The organism is Caballeronia jiangsuensis (assembly GCF_046030135.1).
Classification (GTDB): domain Bacteria; phylum Pseudomonadota; class Gammaproteobacteria; order Burkholderiales; family Burkholderiaceae; genus Caballeronia; species Caballeronia jiangsuensis.
Genome location: NZ_JAQQDB010000074.1, coordinates 1 through 21,401, shown reverse-complemented (window position 1 = coordinate 21,401; position 21,401 = coordinate 1). Strand labels below are relative to the sequence as shown.

Sequence of the window (21,401 nt, the reverse complement as noted above, 5' to 3'; positions counted from 1 at the left end):
AAAGTGACCCCCGCCCCGCACAGGGGCAGTGCTAATAAACCAACACGAATACGGGATCCGGCGACAACAAGAAACAAAACCCTCAATGCCCCCGCCGCCCAATCAAACTCGCGCCATAAACGGTCGCAGCAAGCATCGTGATCCAGAAGCTCGTCGGCCAATCGGTGTAATACGCGAGCGTGAGCCCAACCCACGCCTGCCCGAGCGCAAACACGGCCGCGAGCACCAATCCCGACGACAACCGCGTCGTCACATTCTGCGCTGCGGCCGCCGGCCCGACCATCAACGCAAACACCAAAAGCACGCCCACGATCTGCGTACAAGCCGCGACCGCGAGCGCGGTGATCGCGAGAAACAGCACCGAGACGAGCCGCAGCGATACGCCTTTGGCTTCGGCGAGTTCCGGCTGCAGCGACGCAAACAGCAAAGGCCGCATGATGAAGCCGAGCGCCCCGAGACTCACGATGGCAAGACCAGCCAGCACGATCAGCGTCTCATGGCTAACACCGAGCACGTTGCCGAAGAGCAGAGCCGTGGCCTGCGTCGCATAAGCGGTGAAGAAGTGCAGAAACAACAAGCCAAAGCCGAGCGATAGCGAAAGAATCACGCCGATCGCCACATCGCGCCCCGAGAGGCGTTCGCCGAGCGCGCCCATGCCGACGCCGGCCGCGAGCGTGAAGCCCACCATTCCCCAGAGCGGCGACATGCCGAGCAGAACCGCACCCGTCGCGCCGGTAAAGCCGACGTGCGATAGCGCGTGACCCGCGAAGGTCTGCCCGCGCAGCACGAGAAAATACCCGACGATCCCCGACAGCACCGCGACGATCCCCGACGCCGCGAATGCATTCACCATGAAGTCATATTCGAACATTGTGCTTTCTACTTGGCGTGGCTGTGACCGTGATCGTGTGCATGGCCGTGGTCATGCTCGTGTTCATGCTCCTCGCCTTCCTCGTGCGCGTGATCGAGCTTGTCGATCTCGACATCGCCCGACATCACGAAGATGCGGCCATTCACGCGCATCACGTCGATGGGCGAGCCGTACAGCCGCGACAACACGGGCTTCGAGATGACTTCATCGACGGTACCGAGCGCGGCGCGCCCGCTGCCGAGATACAGCACGCGGTCGAGCGAATTCAATAGCGGATTGAGTTCGTGCGCCGAAAACAGCACGGTGATGTTCAGTTCGCGCTGAACGCGCCGCACGAGTTCCACGACGCCCGTCTGATGACGCGGATCGAGACTGATGAGCGGCTCGTCGAGCAGCAGCAGACGCGGATTGCCGAGCAGACATTGCGCGAGCAACAGACGCTGGCGCTCGCCCCCCGACAGTTCCGACAACGGACGCGAAGCCAGTTGATGCGCGCCGACGAGTTCGAGCACGCGCTCGACATCGGCGCGGATGCGCGCGTTGCGATGCGGCAGGCCCCAGTGATGCCCGTCGGCGGCCATCGCGACGAAATCGCGGCCCAGCACGCGCCGGTTGGCGAGGCCGGTGCGAATCTGCGGCATATAGCCGATCGACGCATTGCCGCGCTCGACCGCTTCTCCGTTCACGCGGATCGTCCCGCTCTTCAGCGGCACGAGCCCGAGCAGCGCGCGCATCAGCGTGGTCTTGCCCGCGCCGTTCGGTCCGAGCACGCCGATGAACTCGCCATTGCGGACCGTGAAGCTCGTGTCGTTGAGGATCTCGCGTCCGCCGAGCGCGAGCGTCACGCGATCGACTTCGAGCGCGGCTTGCGGCGTTGCGGCGGCGTTCATCGTTGCCATCCTTGCAGCGCGCCCGACAGCGTGTCGAGTTGCGACTGCATCCATTGCTGATACGTCAGTTTGGCGGGCAGGGTCTCCGTCACGCTGATGCTCGGCACATGCGCGTCCTTCGCGATGTTGAGCATGCGCTTCGTCAGCGCGCCGGTCGCCTGGCTGTTGTAGATGAGCACGTGCACGCGGCGCTCGCGCAGATCCTTTTCGAATGCGGCGATATCGGCGGGGCTCGGCTCGGTCTCGTTCATCGACGCCATCTGGAAGCGCAGGTTGCGCATCTCGAAGCCGATGGCATCGGCCATGTAGCCGAACACCGGCTCGGTCGCGGTGACGGGCACGCCCTTGTAGCGCGACTTCAGTTGCGCGACGCTCGTGTCGATCGGCTTCATCGAATCGAGAAAGGTCGCGAGTCGTGCGTCGTAATCGCTCTTGTGCGAAGGGTCGGCGCTCACGAGATACGCGCTCACCGCCTTCGCGACGGCAGGCATCGTCGACGGGTCGTACCAGAGGTGCGGATTGTCGCCGGACTTCTTGCCGACGAGCTTCGCCGCGACGATCACCGTGCGCTTCTCATTGCTCTTCGATGCGGCGAGCAGCTTGTCCATCCACGGATCGTAGTCCGCGCCGTTGTAGACGACGAGCGCCGCGTGCTGCAACGCGCGCGCGGTCTTCGGGCTCGCTTCGAAGAGATGCGGGTCTTCGTCCGGATTGCTGAGGATGCTCGTCACCTGCACGTGATCGCCGCCGAGCTGGCGGATGACGTCGCCGTAGAAGTTCTCCGCCGCGACGACCGGCACGCGCGCGGTCTGTGCCGATGCCGTATTGCATAAGCCGAGCGCGATGGCGAAGCAGGTCAGGACGTGCGCGAATTTCATCGATTTCCTTTGTGGATGCGTTGTTCTCGACGTGACGCGACTTTAGGCGCCGCGATGCTTTCTCTGGCAATCGGCGCAGAGTCCGCTCAGTTCGACGACCTGGTGATGCACCTGAAAGCCGTGCGCCGGCGGACTCGCGGACAGCGACGAAGCGAGTTCGCGGCCCTGGATTTCGAGCGTCTCGCCGCATTCGTCGCAGATGAGGAACTGGCTCTCGTGCGGCTTGCCAGCGTCGCAACACGCGATGAACGCGTTCTTCGATTCGATGCGATGCACGAAGCCGTTCTCGACGAGAAAATCCAGCGCGCGATACACGGTGGTCGGCGGCACGCGCGCGCCGCGCTGCGGCTCCATCGCGTCGATGAGGTCGTAGGCGCCGATAGGCTTGTGCGCCTTCAGCACGAGTTCGTAGACCTGGCGGCGCAGCGGCGTGAGCGCGACGCCGCGCTCGACGGCGAGCACTTCGGCGCGGGCAAGCATGGTTTCGACGGATGCGGTCATGTCATGTCGGCCACGCGAGACGTGGCCCCTGCAAAGGGTTGAAGCACGAGCGCGAGGAACGCTCGTCGGACGATTCCGAGATGATATAACGTATCGCCGTGCGGCGCACGGAATCGTTGCCGTGCCCGTTCATCTGCCGGACAAGCTCCTGGCGTCGAGGTCGATGTGGTTCGCCTTCAGAAACTCCGATTTCGTACGCCATTTCACGACGCCGCCCGGCGCTCCGAAGGCGAGTTCACTGTCCTGAGGGACGTCGTCTGTCTGGGGCGCAGTCGTGAAGCGGCTTCTGCGCCACGCCAGCGCAACGAGCGTTCTGATACCGGCGCGGCTAACGGTGAACACGCGAATCCAGGCCGGATGCTCGCCCAACGCGGAGAGATCCGGCGCTTCGTCATCTTCGCGGTCCGAACCGCGAGCCCATCCCACCATGACGATCTTCACCGTCCGTCCGGCGCGATCGAGTTGTTCCTGACGCTGGACACGATGCCCAAGCAGCCGGAAGCGCGCCGTCGGCACGTGCGAGTTCGCAGCGAAATATTCGGCAATGATCCAGTCGCCACCCGATGAGACGATCGGCACATCCCGGCGGCGATCGTACCGGTAGATATCGGGCAGCCGTCGCAGCACCGAGCGTGGAACGTGTGCGTCGGGAAACGAATAGCGCGCGGGCTTGAAGTCGCCGGTCTCCGATTTGATCGAGTTCTCCGGATTCATGTCGAGCTTCAGCATCCGCGGCGAAAGGGCGATGGCGGTCAACGCATCGCCTGACACGCTCGCGAAGTACGGCGGATCGAAGGATTCGACCGTTTCGCCGGAATGCGTCGACCGTGTAGCGGCATAAGAGCCAGGCAAGTTCATAAGCGCAACGAACGCCGCGGCGGCCAAGACTGTTTTCGGTTTGTTATGCAAGGAAGCGGCACTCCCGGAGATCTTTGCGGAGTCGCGATTCTGTTTTTCACTGCCTTCGCCTGACGATGGGAGTTTTCCGAATGAGACGGCGGCGCGCGGTACGCCGTTTGCTGCCAAGTCCTCGCCAGACGGGTTTTCCCGAGGTTTTTCCGCGTTTGCGCGTCGCAACATCGAAACCTGTGCCGATGCCTTGACACGATCACGCGCAGCGCCGATCATTCGATCAAACAGAGAGCAATTGTTCATTCGCAGAGCGTTCGCTCACGCGAGGGACGATTCGAAGAATCGGAGACATCGGTGAGACTGAAAGACAAGGTCGCGATCATCACGGGTGCGGCGAGCGGCATCGGCGAGGCGGTCGCGCGGCGCTATCTGGAGGAAGGGGCGCAGGTCGTCGTCGTCGACGTGAAAGACGAGCACGACATGGCCCAGCGCTTCGCGGACGTCTCCGCGCGCGTGCTCGCGCTCAAGGCCGACGTCACACAGCGCGAAGACATCGAACGCATCGTGGCGCGCAGCGTCGAGCGTTTCGGCGGCATCGACATTCTCTTCAACAACGCGGCGCTCTTCGACATGCGCCCGATCCTCGACGAATCCTGGGACGTCTACGACCGCCTCTTCGCGGTCAACGTCAAGGGCATGTTCTTTCTGATGCAGACGGTCGCGAAACGCATGGTCGAGCAGGGCCGCGGCGGCAAGATCATCAATATGTCGTCGCAAGCGGGACGGCGCGGCGAAGCGCTCGTGTCGCATTACTGCGCGACCAAGGCGGCGGTCATCAGCTATACGCAATCGGCGGCGCTCGCGCTCGCGAAAGAGCGCATCAACGTGAACGGCATCGCGCCCGGCGTCGTCGATACCCCGATGTGGAAGGAAGTCGACGCGCTCTTCGCGCGCTACGAGAACCGTCCGCTCGGCGAGAAGAAGCGGCTCGTCGGCGAGGAAGTGCCGCTCGGACGCATGGGCTTGCCCGCGGACCTGACAGGCGCGGCGCTCTTTCTGGCGTCAGCGGATTCGGATTACATCACCGCGCAGACGATCAATGTTGATGGCGGCAACTGGATGAGTTGACGCGGCTTGAAGCGCGGGAAGCACCGTCTATAGTGAAACGGCGTCGAGTCGAAGGCGCCAGGGTAACGAAGGCAGGCGCGGCAAGGAATAACCCGGCAACACGCGATCCCCGATCGCGCACCCTCAAAAGCAGGCAGCGGCATACACGGCGTTTGCGGTCATGCATCGACTGTCCGCTGTGCCCGTGCAAACAAAAAGGAGACGAACCCATATGAAACGCACTCAACGCATCGTTCGAGCACAACCGCGCGCGCGTCGCGCCCCGTTCGTGACCGGGGCGCTCACGGCCGCGCTGGCCGCGGCCGCGCTCGTGCCGCTGTCGGCGCATGCCGCGACGACCATCACCATCGCGACGTTGAACAACCCGGACATGATCGAGCTGAAGAAGCTCGCCCCGGCCTTCGAGAAGGCCAATCCGGACATCCAGCTCAAATGGGTGATTCTCGAAGAAAACGTGCTGCGCCAGCGCGCGACGACCGACATCACCACCAACAGCGGCCAGTTCGACGTGATCACCATCGGCACGTACGAGGCACCTCAATGGGGCAAGCGCGGCTGGCTCTCGCCGATGACCGGCCTGCCCGCCAACTACGATCTCGACGATGTCGTGAAGACCGCGCGCGACGGCCTCTCGTCGGGCGGCGTGCTCTACGCGCTGCCGTTCTACGTCGAAAGCTCGATGACGTACTACCGCAAGGATCTGTTCCAGGCGGCCGGCCTGAAGATGCCCGACCAGCCGACCTACGACCAGATCAAGCAGTTCGCCGACAAGCTCACCGACAAGTCCAAAGGCCAGTACGGCATCTGCCTGCGCGGCAAGGCGGGCTGGGGCGAGAACATGGCGTTCGTGTCGACGGTCGTGAACACCTTCGGCGGCGAATGGTTCAACGAGAAATGGCAGGCGCAGCTCGACACGCCCGAATGGAAGAAGGCCGTGGGTTTCTACGCGGACCTGCTGAAGAACGACGGGCCGCCGGGAGCGAGCTCGAACGGCTTCAACGAGAACCTCACGCTGATGTCCTCGGGCAAGTGCGCGATGTGGATCGACGCAACGGTCGCCGCGGGCATGCTCTACAACAAGTCTCAGTCGCAGGTGTCGGACAAGATCGGCTTCGCGGCCGCGCCGATCGCTGTCACGCCGAAGGGCTCGCACTGGCTGTGGTCGTGGTCGCTCGCGATCCCGAAGACGTCGAAGCAGCAGGATGCCGCGAAGAAATTCGCCGCGTGGGCGACGTCGAAGGAATACATCGAGATGGTCGGCAAGGACGAAGGCTGGGCGTCGGTGCCGCCGGGTACGCGCAAGTCGACCTACGCGCGCCCCGAGTACAAACAGGCCGCGCCGTTCGGCGACTTCGTGCTGAAGGCGATCGAAACCGCGGACCCGAACGACGCGACGCTGCACAAGGTGCCGTATAGCGGCATCCAGTTCGTCGGCATTCCGGAGTTCCAGTCGTTCGGCACGGTGGTCGGCCAGTCGATCGCGGGTGTCGTCGCGGGTCAGACGAGCGTCGACAACGCGCTGAAGGCCGCGAATGCCGCCGCGGATCGCGCTGTGAAGCAGGCGGGCTATCAGAAGTAAATCTTCCGCAGCACACGGGCCGCGTCGCCTGATGCGGCCCGCCAGCATCATCATCGAGAGGTGAAACGATGAGTCAACTGAATCCCCCCATCACCGATCATCATCTGGAGGAGTCCGCCGCCGAACGCGACAAGCGGCGTGCGAAGTCGGTGCGATGGCTGATCTCGCCATCGACCGGACTGCTCTTTCTGTGGATGGCCATTCCGCTCGCGATGACGATCTGGTTTTCGTTCTCGCGCTATAACCTGCTGAACCCCGATGTCAAAGGCTTCGCGGGCTTCGACAATTTCGAGTTTCTCATTACCGATCCGGCGTTCGGCCCATCCATCGGCCATACGCTGACGCTGATCATTTCGGTGCTCGTCATCACGGTCGTGGGCGGCGTGCTGCTCGCCGTGCTGTTCGATCGCAAGTTCATCGGTCAGGGCATCGCGCGTCTGCTCGTGATCGCCCCGTTCTTCGTGATGCCGACGGTCTCCGCGCTCATCTGGAAGAACATGATCCTGCATCCGGTGTACGGCCTCATCGCCAGCCTGATGCGCTCGATGGGCATGCAGCCGATCGACTGGTTCGCCGAATATCCGCTGTTCGCGGTGATCGTGATCGTCGCGTGGCAGTGGCTGCCATTCGCGTTCCTGATTCTCTTCACCGCGATTCAATCGCTCGATCAGGAACAGAAGGAAGCGGCGCGCATCGACGGGGCGGGTCCGTTCGCGATGTTCTTCTTCATCACGCTGCCGCATCTGAAGCGCGCGGTCGCCGTGGTCGTGATGATGGAAACCATCTTCCTGCTGTCGATCTTCGCGGAAATCTACACGACGACGGGCGGCGGCCCCGGCACCGCGACGACCAACCTGTCGTACCTGATCTATGCACTCGGCCTGCAGCAGTTCGACGTCGGTCTCGCATCGGCGGGCGGCATTCTCGCGGTCATTCTCGCCAACATCGTCGCGTTCTTCCTCGTGAGAATGCTCGCGAAGAACCTCAAAGGGGAGTACGAGTCATGAGCACTCAAACCGTTACGGGAGCGCCGCGGACCACCGCGCTCGGTCACGCGAAGAACATCGTGCCCGGCATCGTCGCGTGGCTCTTTTCGATCCTGCTGTTCTTCCCGATCTTCTGGATGACGATCACCGCGTTCAAGACCGAGCAGCAGGCGTATTCGTCGTCGCTGTTCTTCACGCCGACGCTGGATAGCTTCCGCGAGGTGTTCGCGCGCAGCAACTACTTCGGCTTCGCGTGGAACTCGGTGCTGATCTCGGTGGGCGTCACGCTGCTCTGTCTGATTCTCGCCGTGCCGTGCGCCTATGCGATGGCCTTTTTCCCGACCAAAAAGACGCAGTCGGTGCTCCTGTGGATGCTGTCCACGAAGATGATGCCGTCGGTCGGCGTGCTCGTGCCTATCTATCTCTTGTGGAAGAACACGGGCCTGCTCGATACCGTGTCCGGGCTCATCATCGTGTACACGCTGATCAACCTGCCGATCGCCGTATGGATGGCCTACACGTACTTCAACGAAGTGCCCAAGGACATTCTCGAAGCCGGCCGTATCGACGGCGCGACGACGTGGCAGGAGATCGTCTATCTGCTGATGCCGATGGCATTGCCCGGGCTCGCATCGACGGGTCTGTTGCTCATCATCCTGTCGTGGAACGAGGCGTTCTGGAGCATCAACCTGTCGAGTTCGAACGCGGCGCCGCTGACGGTGTTCATCGCGTCGTATTCGAGTCCGGAGGGTCTCTTCTGGGCGAAGCTCTCGGCGGCTTCGCTGCTCGCGGTCGCGCCGATTCTGATCGTCGGCTGGGTCTCGCAGAAACAACTGGTGCGCGGCCTCACGTTTGGCGCGGTGAAGTGAGGATGCGAGCGTGAACCTCACTCCATCCCACGAGGCTAATCTCGAAGACCGCCTGCTGATCTGCGATTGCGACGGCGTGCTGATCGACAGCGAAGCGGTGGCGGCGCGCATGCTCGTCACCGAGCTGGAGGCGCTGTGGCCGGGCGTCGATGTCGAGCCGGTCGTGATGCCGCTGCTCGGCCTGCGCATCGAGGCGGTGCTCGCGAGCGCCGCCGATACGGTGAATCGCACGCTGACGCACGATCAGGTCGTCGCGATCCGGCGCGCCGTCGAAGTGGCGGCGATCGAGGCGCCGACGGTGCCGGGCATCGCCGAGGCGCTCGCGGCCGTGCCGTTCACCAAGGCGTGCGCGAGCAACAGCTTTTCGACCTATGTCGATGCCGTGCTGAAACGCACGGGCCTCCTGCGCTTCTTCGGCGAGCGGCGCTTTTGCGCGGACATGGTCGCGAATCCGAAGCCCGCGCCCGACGTCTATCTCGCGGCGGCGCGCGCGATGCGCATCGATCCGCTGCGTTGCCTTGTCGTCGAAGACAGCGTGACCGGCGTGACGGCGGCGAAGGCGGCGGGCATGCCGGTGCTCGGCTTCATCGGCGGCGGGCACGCGACCGAAGGACAGATCGGCGCGCTCGAAAGAGCGGGCGCGCACAAGGTATTCGACGACATGACGCGCTTGCCTGCGCTCGTCGAGCAATGGCTGCAGAACGCGACGTTCGAACTCAGATAGCGACAAGCGCTCGGCGCATCGCTAATGAAGACTGGAGACACACCATGGCTAGCCTGACACTTCGCAACATCAGCAAGCGTTATGAAGAAACCGAGGTGATGCGCAACATCAACCTCGATATCAACGACGGCGAGTTCGTCGTGTTCGTCGGCCCGTCGGGCTGCGGCAAGTCGACGTTGATGCGCATGATCGCGGGTCTGGAGGACATCAGCGGCGGCGACCTGATGATCGACAACGCGCGCGTCAACGAATTGGCGCCCGCTAAGCGCGGCATCGCGATGGTGTTCCAGTCGTACGCGCTGTATCCGCACATGACGCTGTACGACAACATGGCGTTCGGCCTCAAGCTCGCGGGCGAGAAGAAGCCCGCGATCGACGCCGCCGTGAAGAACGCCGCGAAGATTCTGCACATTGACCATCTGCTCGATCGCAAGCCGAAGCAGTTGTCGGGCGGCCAGCGACAGCGCGTGGCGATCGGGCGCGCGATCACGCGCAAGCCGAAGGTGTTTCTGTTCGACGAGCCGCTCTCGAACCTCGACGCCGCGCTGCGCGTAAAGATGCGCCTCGAATTCGCGCGCCTGCACGACGACCTCAAGACGACGATGATCTACGTGACGCACGATCAGGTCGAGGCGATGACGCTCGCGGACAAGATCGTCGTGCTGTCGGCGGGGAACATCGAGCAGGTCGGCACGCCGAACACGCTGTATCACGCGCCGGCGAACCGTTTCGTCGCGGGCTTCATCGGCTCGCCGAAGATGAACTTTCTCTCGGGCACGGTCGCGCAGATCCAGAACGACGGCGTGCTCGTGAAGTACGCGACGGGCGAGACGCAGCTCGTCGGCGTGCTGCCCGGCAATGCGAAGCCGGGCGATGCGGTGACGGTCGGCGTTCGTCCCGAGCACTTGCAGCCGACCTCGCCGGGGTCGGGCGATTACGGCATCTCCGCATCGGCGATGACGGTCGAAACGCTCGGCGACGCGGCGTATCTCTATGCCGAAACGGACGTCGCGCCGGACGGACTGATCTCGCGCATTCCGCCGCTCGAGAAGCACGCACGCGGCGAGAAGCTGAAGCTCGGCACGGCGCCGGAGCATTGCCATCTGTTCAACGCGGAAGGGCAGGCGTTTACGCGCAGGATCGTCGATGCGTGGCTGCGGGAGCACGCGACGGCAGCGTAATGCTCAACTGATCGCACACGAGCGGCGTCGTTCGAAAGAGCGGCGCCGTTGTTTTTTGCACGACCCGCACACGCGCGATAATCTCTCTTTCGACCCGCCACACTCGATGGCCGGCGCCGACTCCACACGATATCGCCATGCCCGTCCTGAACGAACTCTTCGTCTATCCGATCAAATCCTGCGCCGGCATTTCGCTGCGCCGCGCGATGCTCCTCGAAACGGGTCTCGAATACGACCGTCACTGGATGGTGACCGATCCGGCGGGCGCGATGTTCACGCAACGTTCGCATCCGCGCATGGCGCTGATCAAAACCGCGTTCGATGGCGACGATCTCGTCATCGACGCGCCCGGCATGCCGGCGCTTCGCACGCCGCTCTCCGCCGAAGCGCTCATCGATGCGCGACCGATACGCGCGACCGTGTGGCGCGATACCGTCGCTGCACTCGACACCGGCGAACACGCCGCGCAATGGTTCAGCGAGTTTCTCGGCATTCCCGCGCGGCTCGTGCGTTTCTCGCCGACCTCGCGTCGCGATGTCAGCGACGAATGGACCGCGCCGCACAGCACGCACACGCGTTTCGCGGATCAGTTTCCGCTGCTGGTGGTCGGCCAGGCATCGCTCGACGATCTCAACGCGCGTCTGTCGGTGAAGGGAGCGCCGGGCATCGGAGCCAATCGCTTCCGGCCGAATCTCGTGATCGGCGGGCTAGATGCGTACGAAGAGGATTTTGTCGGCGACATGCAGATTCGCGTGCCGGGACGCGACGTGCAATTGCGGCTCGTGAAGCTCTGCACGCGCTGTCCGATTCCATCGATCGATCAGGACACGGGCGCGCACGATCCATCATGGCCGCACGAGCCGCTCGACACGATGAGCGCGTATCGCGGCAGCGATCAGTTCGACGGCGCGCTCACCTTCGGCAAGAACGCGATCGTTCTGAAAGGCGAGGGTGTCGCGCTGGAAGTCGGGCAGGAGGTGGAAGCGGAAATCGACTTCTGACGATTCACGCGTCGAGCGCGGCTTTCGCGCACAACTCATCCGTCACGAGCCCCGACAACCATTTCCCCTTCAACGCGGCGATCAGCGCTTCGCGCTTGCGCTCGCCGCCCGCGAAGCCGATGGTCGGGCGTTTGGGCGGCGTATCGAGCTTGAGGCTCGTCACGCGCGCACCGGTTTTCGATGTCACGCGCTTGCCGTGCGCATCGATCGGCAGGCCGAGCCATTCGGCCACGGCGCCCGCCGACATCAATTCGTCGACTTCCGTGCGCGTGATGAAGCCGTCCTGGTGGAGCGGGCAGTTCACGCCCACGTTGCCGATGCCGACGAACGCCACATCCGCCTGCTGCGCGAGTTCGCTGACGATGCGATACAGCCGGTGATTGACCCACTGCGCGCGTTCGGTTTCGCTGTCGGCCATGAGCGGCGCGGGTAGCATGAAGTGCTTGCCGCCGGTCTTTTCCGATAGCTGCTGCGCGACGTCGTAACGATTCGACGATCCGTCCTGCGCGATTGCGCCGACCATCGAGACGAAGCGATGCTGCGGCCGGTCGATCTGTCCGATCTGTGCGACGCAGGCCTTCAACGTGCGCCCGCTGCCGATCGATACGACGAGCGGTTTCTCTTCGAGCAGATAGCGCTCCATCACCTGCGCGCCCGCGACGGCGAGTTTGCGATCGACCTGTTCGGGCGCGTCGCCGTCGATGGGGACGACTTCGCACATCGCGAGACCGTAGCGGTCGCTGAGCGCTTTCGCGAGCGACAGGCAGTCTGCGATGCGATGATCCACACGCACGCGGATCAGGTTCTTTTCGACCGCGAACGCGACGAGCCGCTGCGCCACCGGACGCGAGATCTGCAGCTTTTCCGCGATCTCGTTCTGGGTGTTGCCGGCGACGTAGTAGAGCCACGCTGCGCGCGTCGCGAGATCGAGTTTTTCGGTGGATTTGGGCACTGGTGGTCGAGTGTCTTGTCTTCTGCTTAAGTTGTAGTTCTTATTGGGGCATCGCGGGCCTGAAATCAGAACCACGAATCAAAACACGGCCCGCATGAAACAAAAAACGCTAGGCGGCTCGCGGCGGCATATGGGTCATATCCCCCCGTCCTGCGAGCAGCCCCTCCACGGAGATATCTTCGTCGATATCTTCCCAATGCAGGCCGGTGCCACTGAAGCTGATTTCGTATCGCTGCCGTTGATCCGGCGTGGCGTGAAGCAACCGGGGGAACCACGCGAGGGGAACGCCGAGCGTACGGCCATCCGAAAGTTCGACCCACATCGTGTAGTCGTCGAAGCGAACCTCTTTAGCCGAAGTACTCATTCCAAGCCCTCACAATTTCGTCACGACGACCTTCTACCACCAGCAACAGTTCAGAAAGTGTACGTCGATCGAAGCCAGCGCTGCTTGCTACGTGCACGTTCGGATCGAGCCAGAATTTGGCTTCGCCGTTCGCGCAGCTTGCGTGAATGTGCACCGGCTCACGCGGATTTCCCTCGTTGGAGAAGAAGTGAAATCGTACACCCTTGTATCGAAAAACCGTCGGCATCCAGATCCTTTACCTTTCACGCGCAGGCTCAAGCCAACCTCGGCCGCGCCGGATCAAACAACGGCCTCACATGCTGATAAAGCTCGCGAAACCCCTTCAATCGCTGCCGCAACATCTCATGCCGCTCGGAGTTCGGCGTGAACTCCTGCTTGATCTCGGGCTTGGCGAGCACCGTCTCCGGATCGCCGCCCGCCGCGAGCCACCCGAGCCGCGCCGCGCCGAGCGCCGCGCCGGTCTCGCCACCGCCGTGCGTGCGCGTCGGCGTATCGAACGCATCGGCGAACATCTGTGCCCAGTACGCGCTGCGTGCACCGCCGCCGAGCATCGACAACGCCCGCGCCTGCGTGCCCGCCGATTGCAGCGCATCCAGACCATCGGTCAAAGAAAGCGTCACGCCTTCGAGCACGGAATAGCCGAGCAACGCGCGATCGGTCGCATGCGTCATGCCGAAGAACACGCCCTGCGCGTACGGATCGTTGTGCGGCGTGCGCTCGCCGCTCAGATACGGCAGGAACAAAGGCGCGGAAGGCAGCACGTCGGCGGGCAAGGCTTCGATTTCCGCGAGCAAGGTCGGCTCGTCCGTCGACGTCAGCTTGCACACCCAGCGCAGACAACTCGCCGCCGACAAGACCACGCTCATCTGATGCCAGCGATCCGGAATCGCGTGACAGAACGCATGCACCGCCGATGCCGGATTCGGCCGGAAGCGATCGCCGATCACGCACAGCACGCCTGATGTGCCGAGCGACAGAAAACCATCGCCCGGATCGGTCGCGCCGATGCCTACCGCGCTCGCGGCATTGTCGCCGCCGCCCGCCGCGACGACCACGCCTGCGCCCAGGCCGAATTCGCGCGCGAGTTCCGGCCTCAGCGTGCCCGACGGCTCGCTGCCCTCGGCCAGCGATGGCATCTGCTGGCGCGACATGCCGCACGCGGCGAGCAGCTCGTCGGACCAGTCGCGGCGCGCGACATCGAGCCAGAGCGTGCCCGCGGCATCCGATGGATCGGACACCTTCGTGCCCGTCAGATGCATCCGCAAATAATCCTTCGGCAAGAGCACGCACGCGGTCTGCTTGAAGATCTCCGGTTCGTTGTGCGCGACCCAGAGCAGCTTCGGTGCGGTGAAGCCCGGCATCGCCAGATTGCCGGCTATCTCGTGCAGATTCGGCGCGCGCTCGTAGAGTTCGGCGCACTCCTTGTCGCTGCGCATGTCGTTCCAGAGGATCGCGGGGCGCAGCACGTTGTCGTGCGAATCGAGCAGCACCGCGCCGTGCATCTGGCCCGAGAGTCCTATGCCGCGCACCTGCGCGAATTCATCGGGAAACTTCTCGCGCAGCTTGAAGAGCGCGGCGCGCGTGCCTTCCCACCAGTCGAGCGGATTCTGTTCCGACCAGCGCGGCTTCGGACGCGATACGGTGAACGGCGTGCCCGCCGTGCCGATGACGCTGCCGTCGCTCGCGAGCAGCAGAACTTTCACTTCGGAGGTGCCGAGGTCGATGCCTAAGTACATGAACGGACCCTTTGTCGTTGCCGGGATCGACCCGGCCAAAACCCAAGCGTGGCGCCAATGTAGCGGGAGGCGCTAATTTAACGCCACGCGAAGCGCCGCGCCATGGGCACATTACCCGAGCGACGCGGCGCTGGTTTGAACTCGCGTTTAGGACGGCGATAACACCAAGCTTATGGTCGGTTGGCGAGCCACGCATCGACCTTCGAAATCGCGTTGCGCATCACGCGTTCCAGACCTTCGGTCTGCGCCATGCTGCCCCACAGAAGCTTGTCGGCCGTGAACGCCTTGACCGGATCGGGCGCCGTGAAGAACGCATGCGCGACCGCCGGGTCCATCACGCCGTCCTGATAGGTGTAAGACAGCTTGCCTTCGTGCCAGCGTTCGAGGAAGCGGAAGAAGAGCGCGGGCAGGATGGCGGTCGAATCGGGATCGACGTTGCGCGCGAAGCATTCCGAGAGCGTCGGCGCGATGAAGCCCGGCAGCTTCGAGAAGCCGTCGGCCGCGACGCGCTGATTCGTGTCCTTGATGTACGGATTGCTGAAGCGATCGAGCACGACATCGCGATACTTCGCGAGATCGATCGGGCTGGGCGTGAGACAGGGGATCACGTCGTCGGTGACGTAGGCGTCCGCGAGCGCGCGAATCTCCAGGTCCTGCGTGCCTTCGTGGATGTATTGCAGCCCGACGAGCGTGCCCGCCCACGCGATGCAGCTATGGCTCGCATTGAGGATGCGGATCTTCGCTTCCTCGTACGGATGCACCGATTCGACCATCTCCGCGCCGACCTTCTCCCACGCGGGCCGCCCGGCGATGAAGTTGTCTTCGATCACCCACTGGATGAACTTTTCGCCCATCACCGGCGCTTTATCGTCGAAGCCGGTTGCGGCCTTCACGCGCTCGGCGACGTCGGGCGTCGGACGCGGCGTGATGCGATCGACCATCGCGTTCGGGCACGATGTGTTCGCGATCATCCAGTCGCGCAACGCGGTCTCGCCGCGCCGCTCCAGGAATTCGAGCATGCCCGCCTTGAAGCGGTCGCCGTTGCTGCGCAGGTTGTCGCAGTTCTGGAGCGACACCTTGCCCGCGCCGTTTTTCATGCGCGCGTCGAGGATGGCGGCGAGCGCGCCGTAGATGGTCGTCTTCGCGCCTTTCAGGTCGGCGGCGAGATCGGCGTTGGCGGTGTCGAGCTTGTCGTGCTCGTCGAGGTAATAACCGCCTTCCGTGACGGTGAACGATACGATCTTCGTCTTCGGGTCCGCGCCCGTCGCGATCAGTTCGTTCAGGTCGGCGGACCACGGCACGACCTTTTTGATCGCGCGGATGGTCTCGTATTCCCGCTCGCCCTTCGGCGTGACGGTTTCGAGCGTGTACTCGCCGTTTTGCGCGGCGAGCGCATCGAGCACGGCGTTCATGTCGCCGCGAATATTGCCGACGGCGAGCGACCAGCTTTGATCGCCCGTCTCGTTCAGTCGATGCAGATACCACGCCTGATGCGCGCGATGAAAAGACCCGGCGCCGATGTGCAGGATCACGTTGGCTTCGCTAGTCATGTCGTCTCTTCCTTCTGATTGGCGGTGCGTCCGTTCTTCGCGGACGGCTGGTCGCGATGGCGCGCGGGGCGCTTAAAGCGGTGGATGTGAGCATTTGCTCTATCGATGATCGAATGATCGTATTCGCCAGGACGAAAGTCAAGGCACGATGCTTCCTGCGACGCCGCGCAATTTACGCGCCTCGCGACGGGCGATCCGCCGTCGATGCGGGCGGCGTGGGAGCGCTGCGGCGCACAAATTTCATCGGTGAAGACGGATCGGGAATAACCCGTATAGGCAACCCGGCGGGCGATGAATGAAGGTGCGTGGGTCAATTGCCTTTAAACATAGGCGCAAAAACGGTATGCGGGAGCGGGAGACGTGAGGTCGCTCTGCGTGAGGGGCCACTCCGGCGGCTCGACGATCAACGGGGTTGCGACGGGTTTGCGTAATACGGGTGATGCTACGGCTTGGTGGGCGGCTTTGTTTTGGGATGCTTTGACGCGCGGCGGGGTTTTCGCCGGATCCCGTATTCGTGTCGGTCTATTGGCACTGCCCCTGTGCGGGGCGGCACCTACTTTCTTTGCTGCTGCAAAGAAAGTAGGCAAAGAAAGCAGCTCGTTTAAGCCCGCGGTCACACGCAGTTTGGCCATGCTTGCCAGCGGCCCGTGGCACTCGCCTAAGTGTCGCCTCCAAAGGCCCAATCGGGCTTGGCTCGCGCACGGTCTGACAAGCTAGTTGTTTTAGGGCGCTGGTTCAGCACGAAAGAGCTTCGGCACAGCGCTACGCGCTGCCGTTGGGTATGCGAGGGAAACCATCGAGAAGAGGCGCACGCGGACCCGATTAACCGGTCGGCCGCGTAGCGGGCCGGAGCTCTTTGGTGCTGAACCAGTTTGTTGAGTGGTGCGATGTGTCGGACCGTGCGCGGTCCAAGTCCTTGTCTGCTTGCGGGGGCACTCGCTACAGCCGGGCCATTAGGCCAATCGCCTGTGCCGCGGCCGGTGTGAAGTGCTTAGGCTGGGGAAAGCTGTTTCTTTGGTTACTTTCTTTGCAGCAGCAAAGAAAGTGACTGCCGCCCCGCACAGGGGCAGTGCTAATAAACCACTAAGAATACGGGATCCGACAAAGAAAAACCCCTACCGCCCATGAAACGCCGGATGCGCATCAAACACCGGCCCCTGCACGAAGTGAACATCAAACTGCTGCAACGCATTGAACTGCGCTTCATCACCGACATTGGAAAAGATGAGCGGAATCTTCAACCGATTCGCATACCCCACAAGATGCTTCACAACAGAATCGCGTAATGCCGCGCCGGCATCCATCTTGATGAAATCGAGCCGCGCCATATCCGACACCGCCATGATCTGACCGGCATTGGGCAGATTCCCTGCGACCTTGAACCCGTAACGCTGATAGCTCTTGGTGAGATAACCAAGAAACGTCTTGTGCGCGACCGCCGCAGCCGGCAATTCGATCACCACGCGCGACGGGCTCAGCCCGAACTCCATCAGCACCGAAGAGAAATGCAGCCCGTGGTCGTACTTCACGCTCTTCAACAGCCGCTCGTGCACACGCAAAAACAAAAGCCCCGGCCGATGCGGCCCGAAGAAATTGAACGCATGCACCGCGCGCGACAGCCGGTCGAGCGCGACCAGCTCGCGGTCGTCTTCGAGTTGCCCGAACGGGTCGCGCGGGGCATCGCCCTGAATCAGCGTCAGTGCCTGCACGCCGAGTTCATCGCCGAAACGCTCGGCGCTCTCCGGCGACGCGCTCAATGTCTGCGGAAAGCTATGCGTGCCGACATCGAAGATCGGCTCGTAGGCGCTCGATATGCACAGATCGCGGTAACGCGCGATGGCCTCGCCGGCATGCTCGTTTTGACCAAGCGCGACATGCGCGCCGAGAAACGGATGTTCCGCGGCGCGGGCGACGAGTTCAGGCAAGGACGGGGCGATCATGGATGGCGCATTCGAGTCGTGAGGCGTGCCGTACCAGGCGATTTTCATTGGAAGGATCGATGGTATCAGCGCGCAACACCGCGTCCAGCACCAAATTCACATATTGATATGCCGAAGGAAGCGCGTCGATTAAGGGTTTACGAGAAATTTAACTAATCGTAATTGGTTTTACTATGCGTAAAACGCGACGACAGCGTGCCGCGCTCGCCGTCGTCGCCTGACCTGTCGTACTTTTCGTCGAGGATTTCGACCATGCCAACGTTCGAGACGCATACGGACGCGAATCAACACTATCAATCCGGCTTCGCCAACGACTTCGCCACCGAGGCGCTGCCCGGTGCGCTGCCGATCGGCCGCAACTCGCCGCAGCGCGCGGCGTACGGTCTGTATGCCGAGCAGCTTTCGGGCACGGCGTTCACCGCGCCGCGCGCGCACAATCGCCGTTCGTGGCTCTATCGCATCCGTCCGGGCGCCGTGCACAAGCCGTTCACCCGCGTTCCCGCCGACGCGTTGCGCGCGAAGCTCGTCGGCAATTTCGCCGATGTGCCGCCGACGCCCCCCAACCAGCTTCGCTGGGATCCGCTGCCGATGCCCGCCGCGCCGACCGATTTCATCGACGGCTGGGTGACGATGGCCGGCAACGGCGCCGCCGAATCGATGAGCGGCTGCGCGATTCATCTCTACGCCGCGAACCGGTCGATGCAGGACCGCTTCTTCTACAACAGCGACGGCGAACTGCTGATCGTGCCGCAGCAAGGCCGCCTCGCGATTTCGACGGAGCTCGGCAAGCTGGACGTCGAACCGTTCGAAATCGCGGTGATTCCGCGCGGCGTGCGCTTCTCCGTTGCGCTGCCCGATGGCGACGCGCGCGGCTATATCTGCGAGAACTTCGGCGCGCTCTTGCAGTTGCCCGATCTCGGTCCTATCGGCTCGAACGGGCTCGCGAATCCGCGCGACTTCCTCACGCCGCAGGCCGCCTATGAAGACCGCGAGGGCAAGTTCGAGCTCGTCACGAAAATGAACGGCGTGCTGTGGCGCGCGGACATCGGCCATTCGCCGCTCGATGTCGTCGCGTGGCACGGCAACTACGCGCCGTACAAGTACGACTTGCGCCACTTCAACACGATCGGCTCGATCAGCTTCGATCATCCCGATCCTTCGATCTTCCTCGTGCTGCAATCGCCGAGCGATACGCCGGGCGTCGACACGATCGACTTCGTGATCTTCCCCCCGCGCTGGCTTGCGGCCGAGGATACGTTCCGTCCGCCGTGGTTCCATCGCAATGTCGCGAGCGAGTTCATGGGCCTCGTGCACGGCGTCTACGATGCGAAGGCCGAAGGCTTCGTGCCGGGCGGCGCGAGTCTGCACAACTGCATGTCGGGACATGGGCCGGATGCCGGGACGTTCGAGAAGGCATCGGCGAGCGATACCTCGAAGCCCGCGAAGGTCGACGCCACGATGGCCTTCATGTTCGAGACGCGCACCCTCATCAAACCGACGCAGTTCGCGCTCGAAACCGCGCAACTGCAGGCGAACTACTACGAGTGCTGGCAAGGCCTCACGAAACACTTCAACCCGGAGCAACGATGAACGACGCGCTGAAGGCCACACTCGCGCCTGCCCTGAAGAGCTGGATCGAATCCGCGAACGATCCTGCAAGCGACTTCCCGATCCAGAACCTGCCGTTCGGCATTTTCAGCGACGCGGTGCGCGCGCAGCCGCGTGCGGGCGTCGCGATCGGCGACTGGATCGTCGATCTGGCCGCGCTCGAACGGGCGAACCTCCTCGATGCGCAAGGCACGTTCGACAAGCCGCGTCTGAACGACTTCATCTCGCTCGGACGCGAGACATGGCGCGACGTGCGCATCGCGCTGTCCGCCTTGCTCGCGCAGGGCAACGCGACACTGCGCGACGACGAAGCGCTGCGCCGCCACGCGCTCGTGCCGCGCGCCGGCGCGACGCTGCATCTGCCGGTGGAGATTCCCGGCTATACGGATTTCTATTCGTCGAAGGAGCACGCGACCAACGTCGGCTCGATGTTCCGCGATCCGAAGAACGCGCTGTTGCCGAACTGGTCGGAGATGCCGATCGGCTATAACGGGCGCGCTTCGTCGGTGGTCGTGAGCGGCACGCCGGTGCGTCGGCCGAACGGACAGATCAAGTTGCCGAACGAGGATCGCCCGATCTACGGCGCGTGCCGCAAGCTGGATATCGAGCTGGAGACGGGCTTCATCATCGGTCGCGGCAATGCGCTCGGCGAGCCGATTGCGTGCGAGGACGCCGAGGCGCATATCTTCGGCATGGTGCTGCTGAACGACTGGAGCGCGCGCGATATCCAGCAATGGGAATACGTGCCGCTCGGCCCGTTCAATTCGAAGGGGTTCGCGACGACCATCTCGCCGTGGATCGTCACGCTCGATGCGCTGGAGCCGTTCCGCACCGCGACGCCTGCGCAGGAGCCGGAGCCGCTCGCGTATCTGTGTCATGAAGGCAATCACGCGTTCGACATCGAGCTGGAAGTGACGCTAAGGGCCGAAGGCGTGCAAAAGCCGACGATCCTTTCGCGCACCAACTTCCGGCTGATGTACTGGTCGATGGCGCAGCAGCTCGCGCATCACACGGTCGGTGGGTGCAACACGCGCGTCGGCGATCTGATGGGCTCCGGGACGATCAGCGGGCCGACGCCCGAGTCGTGCGGCAGCCTGCTCGAGAGTACCTGGAACGGGCAGCGGCCCGTGAAGCTGGAAGAAGGCGGCGAGCGCGTGTTTTTGCAGGATGGTGATGAAGTCACCCTACGAGGGTGGTGTCAGGGGGAAGGGTTTCGGGTTGGGTTTGGCGACTGCGCCGGGCAGGTTTTGGCAGCGCGGGGTTGAGGTTTTTTGGTTTCTTCGCCGGATCCCGTATTCGTGTCGGTCTATTAGCACCGCCCCTCCCCGGGGCGGGGGTCACTTTCTTTGCTGCTGCAAAGAAAGTAACCAAAGAAAGCAGCTCGTTCAGGCCCGCGGTCACACGCAGTTTGGCCATGCTTGCCAGCCGCCAATGGCACTCGCCTAAGTGTCGCCCCCAAAGGCCCAATCGGGCTTGGCTCGCGCACGGTCTGCCGCCCCAAATATTTAAGCGCGCTGGTTCAGCACCAAATGGCTTCGGCACAGCGCTACGCGCTGCCGTTGGGTATGCAAGGGAGACCATCGAAGAAGCGCACGCAAACTCGATTGACCCATCGGCCGCGTAGCGGGCTGGAGCTATTTGGTGCTGAACCAGTGAAGCACGCGGCGCGATGAGTCAGACCGTGCGCGATCCAAGCCCCGCGAGACCTACGAGGGCACTCGCTACTGCCGGGCCATTAGGCCAATCGCCTGTGCCGCGGCCGGTGTGAAGTGCTTAGGCTGGGGATAGCTG

At 63.3% G+C, this 21,401-nt stretch carries 21 protein-coding genes; 9 read left to right on the top strand and 12 right to left on the bottom strand.

What is annotated here, in order from left to right; all coding sequences use genetic code 11:
• Positions 1–82: 82 nt before the first annotated feature.
• The 5 genes from PQR08_RS37835 to PQR08_RS37815 form a co-directional block, all read right to left on the bottom strand.
• Positions 83–871, bottom strand: coding sequence for a metal ABC transporter permease (locus tag PQR08_RS37835; protein ID WP_408164348.1), 789 nt, complete (start codon positions 869–871; stop codon positions 83–85).
• 8 nt (positions 872–879) lie between these two features.
• Positions 880–1,761 (bottom strand): metal ABC transporter ATP-binding protein, encoded by an 882-nt coding sequence (locus tag PQR08_RS37830; protein ID WP_408164346.1) that lies wholly within the window; start codon positions 1,759–1,761, stop codon positions 880–882.
• Positions 1,758–2,639 carry a metal ABC transporter solute-binding protein gene (locus PQR08_RS37825; protein ID WP_408164344.1) on the bottom strand — a complete coding sequence of 294 codons (882 nt, stop codon included), beginning with the start codon at positions 2,637–2,639 and terminating at the stop codon, positions 1,758–1,760. The genes PQR08_RS37830 and PQR08_RS37825 overlap by 4 nt, the downstream gene beginning before the upstream one ends.
• Before the next feature lie 42 nt (positions 2,640–2,681).
• Complete coding sequence (locus tag PQR08_RS37820) at positions 2,682–3,140, bottom strand: Fur family transcriptional regulator (RefSeq protein WP_187607374.1); 459 nt, start codon at positions 3,138–3,140, stop codon at positions 2,682–2,684.
• Positions 3,141–3,269: 129 nt separating this feature from the next.
• Positions 3,270–4,295, bottom strand: a complete 1,026-nt coding sequence (locus PQR08_RS37815) for a hypothetical protein (RefSeq protein ID WP_408164342.1) — start codon at positions 4,293–4,295, stop codon at positions 3,270–3,272.
• A gap of 51 nt (positions 4,296–4,346) precedes the next feature.
• Between PQR08_RS37815 and PQR08_RS37810 the strand changes: the two genes are divergently transcribed.
• The 7 genes from PQR08_RS37810 (at position 4,347) to PQR08_RS37780 (ending at position 11,460) form a co-directional block, all read left to right on the top strand.
• Complete coding sequence (locus tag PQR08_RS37810; RefSeq protein WP_408164340.1) at positions 4,347–5,120, top strand: L-iditol 2-dehydrogenase; 774 nt, start codon at positions 4,347–4,349, stop codon at positions 5,118–5,120.
• A 211-nt stretch (positions 5,121–5,331) separates the two neighbouring features.
• Positions 5,332–6,699 carry an ABC transporter substrate-binding protein gene (locus PQR08_RS37805; protein WP_187607371.1) on the top strand — a complete coding sequence of 456 codons (1,368 nt, stop codon included), beginning with the start codon at positions 5,332–5,334 and terminating at the stop codon, positions 6,697–6,699.
• A gap of 68 nt (positions 6,700–6,767) precedes the next feature.
• Positions 6,768–7,706, top strand: coding sequence for a carbohydrate ABC transporter permease (locus tag PQR08_RS37800; protein WP_035497854.1), 939 nt, complete (start codon positions 6,768–6,770; stop codon positions 7,704–7,706).
• Between the two features lie 56 nt (positions 7,707–7,762).
• Complete coding sequence (locus PQR08_RS37795) at positions 7,763–8,554, top strand: carbohydrate ABC transporter permease (RefSeq protein WP_404989760.1); 792 nt, start codon at positions 7,763–7,765, stop codon at positions 8,552–8,554.
• A 10-nt stretch (positions 8,555–8,564) separates the two neighbouring features.
• Positions 8,565–9,278, top strand: coding sequence for an HAD family hydrolase (locus tag PQR08_RS37790; RefSeq protein ID WP_371880126.1), 714 nt, complete (start codon positions 8,565–8,567; stop codon positions 9,276–9,278).
• A gap of 44 nt (positions 9,279–9,322) precedes the next feature.
• The gene (locus PQR08_RS37785; RefSeq protein ID WP_187607369.1) at positions 9,323–10,459 is read left to right on the top strand and encodes an ABC transporter ATP-binding protein; all 1,137 of its coding nucleotides are present in this window, start codon (positions 9,323–9,325) and stop codon (positions 10,457–10,459) included.
• Positions 10,460–10,596: 137 nt separating this feature from the next.
• Positions 10,597–11,460, top strand: coding sequence for an MOSC domain-containing protein (locus PQR08_RS37780; protein WP_408164337.1), 864 nt, complete (start codon positions 10,597–10,599; stop codon positions 11,458–11,460).
• A 4-nt stretch (positions 11,461–11,464) separates the two neighbouring features.
• Here PQR08_RS37780 and PQR08_RS37775 read toward each other — a convergent pair whose 3' ends face one another.
• The 7 genes from PQR08_RS37775 to PQR08_RS37745 all read right to left on the bottom strand — a co-directional run bounded on the left by PQR08_RS37775 (position 11,465) and on the right by PQR08_RS37745 (position 18,002).
• Positions 11,465–12,412, bottom strand: coding sequence for a sugar-binding transcriptional regulator (locus tag PQR08_RS37775; protein ID WP_187607367.1), 948 nt, complete (start codon positions 12,410–12,412; stop codon positions 11,465–11,467).
• A 109-nt stretch (positions 12,413–12,521) separates the two neighbouring features.
• Positions 12,522–12,776, bottom strand: coding sequence for a DUF2442 domain-containing protein (locus PQR08_RS37770; protein WP_187607366.1), 255 nt, complete (start codon positions 12,774–12,776; stop codon positions 12,522–12,524).
• On the bottom strand, positions 12,760–13,002 hold the full coding sequence (locus PQR08_RS37765) for a DUF4160 domain-containing protein (RefSeq protein ID WP_187607365.1): 243 nt from the start codon (positions 13,000–13,002) through the stop codon (positions 12,760–12,762). Before PQR08_RS37765 ends, PQR08_RS37770 begins: the two co-directional genes overlap by 17 nt.
• A 28-nt stretch (positions 13,003–13,030) precedes the next feature.
• Positions 13,031–14,512, bottom strand: a complete 1,482-nt coding sequence (gene xylB, locus PQR08_RS37760; protein WP_408164334.1) for a xylulokinase — start codon at positions 14,510–14,512, stop codon at positions 13,031–13,033.
• A gap of 170 nt (positions 14,513–14,682) precedes the next feature.
• Positions 14,683–16,062, bottom strand: coding sequence for a D-arabinitol 4-dehydrogenase (gene dalD, locus PQR08_RS37755; RefSeq protein WP_187607363.1), 1,380 nt, complete (start codon positions 16,060–16,062; stop codon positions 14,683–14,685).
• The gene (locus tag PQR08_RS37750; RefSeq protein ID WP_408164332.1) at positions 16,059–16,376 is read right to left on the bottom strand and encodes a hypothetical protein; all 318 of its coding nucleotides are present in this window, start codon (positions 16,374–16,376) and stop codon (positions 16,059–16,061) included. The genes dalD and PQR08_RS37750 overlap by 4 nt, the downstream gene beginning before the upstream one ends.
• A gap of 801 nt (positions 16,377–17,177) precedes the next feature.
• Entirely contained in the window at positions 17,178–18,002 is an 825-nt protein-coding gene (locus PQR08_RS37745; RefSeq protein WP_187607396.1) for an EAL domain-containing protein, read from the bottom strand.
• A 252-nt stretch (positions 18,003–18,254) separates the two neighbouring features.
• Here PQR08_RS37745 and hmgA point away from each other — a divergent pair, with 252 nt between their 5' ends.
• Both hmgA and fahA read left to right on the top strand, forming a co-directional pair.
• Positions 18,255–19,592 carry a homogentisate 1,2-dioxygenase gene (gene hmgA, locus PQR08_RS37740; protein WP_238209900.1) on the top strand — a complete coding sequence of 446 codons (1,338 nt, stop codon included), beginning with the start codon at positions 18,255–18,257 and terminating at the stop codon, positions 19,590–19,592.
• Positions 19,589–20,875 (top strand): fumarylacetoacetase, encoded by a 1,287-nt coding sequence (gene fahA, locus PQR08_RS37735; protein ID WP_408164330.1) that lies wholly within the window; start codon positions 19,589–19,591, stop codon positions 20,873–20,875. The genes hmgA and fahA overlap by 4 nt, the downstream gene beginning before the upstream one ends.
• Positions 20,876–21,401: the final 526 nt, after the last annotated feature.

Bases quoted from the DNA above. Each gene is read 5' to 3' on its own strand.
- PQR08_RS37765 (WP_187607365.1), bottom strand. From the start codon at position 13,002: ATGCCGACGGTTTTTCGATACAAGGGTGTACGATTTCACTTCTTCTCC.
- PQR08_RS37785 (WP_187607369.1), top strand. From the start codon at position 9,323: ATGGCTAGCCTGACACTTCGCAACATCAGCAAGCGTTATGAAGAAACC.
- PQR08_RS37820 (WP_187607374.1), bottom strand. From the start codon at position 3,140: ATGACCGCATCCGTCGAAACCATGCTTGCCCGCGCCGAAGTGCTCGCC.
- xylB (WP_408164334.1), bottom strand. From the start codon at position 14,512: ATGTACTTAGGCATCGACCTCGGCACCTCCGAAGTGAAAGTTCTGCTG.
- fahA (WP_408164330.1), top strand. From the start codon at position 19,589: ATGAACGACGCGCTGAAGGCCACACTCGCGCCTGCCCTGAAGAGCTGG.
- PQR08_RS37780 (WP_408164337.1), top strand. From the start codon at position 10,597: ATGCCCGTCCTGAACGAACTCTTCGTCTATCCGATCAAATCCTGCGCC.
- dalD (WP_187607363.1), bottom strand. From the start codon at position 16,062: ATGACTAGCGAAGCCAACGTGATCCTGCACATCGGCGCCGGGTCTTTT.
- PQR08_RS37830 (WP_408164346.1), bottom strand. From the start codon at position 1,761: ATGAACGCCGCCGCAACGCCGCAAGCCGCGCTCGAAGTCGATCGCGTG.
- PQR08_RS37800 (WP_035497854.1), top strand. From the start codon at position 6,768: ATGAGTCAACTGAATCCCCCCATCACCGATCATCATCTGGAGGAGTCC.
- PQR08_RS37835 (WP_408164348.1), bottom strand. From the start codon at position 871: ATGTTCGAATATGACTTCATGGTGAATGCATTCGCGGCGTCGGGGATC.
- PQR08_RS37770 (WP_187607366.1), bottom strand. From the start codon at position 12,776: ATGAGTACTTCGGCTAAAGAGGTTCGCTTCGACGACTACACGATGTGG.
- hmgA (WP_238209900.1), top strand. From the start codon at position 18,255: ATGCCAACGTTCGAGACGCATACGGACGCGAATCAACACTATCAATCC.
- PQR08_RS37745 (WP_187607396.1), bottom strand. From the start codon at position 18,002: ATGATCGCCCCGTCCTTGCCTGAACTCGTCGCCCGCGCCGCGGAACAT.
- PQR08_RS37825 (WP_408164344.1), bottom strand. From the start codon at position 2,639: ATGAAATTCGCGCACGTCCTGACCTGCTTCGCCATCGCGCTCGGCTTA.
- PQR08_RS37815 (WP_408164342.1), bottom strand. From the start codon at position 4,295: ATGAACAATTGCTCTCTGTTTGATCGAATGATCGGCGCTGCGCGTGAT.
- PQR08_RS37805 (WP_187607371.1), top strand. From the start codon at position 5,332: ATGAAACGCACTCAACGCATCGTTCGAGCACAACCGCGCGCGCGTCGC.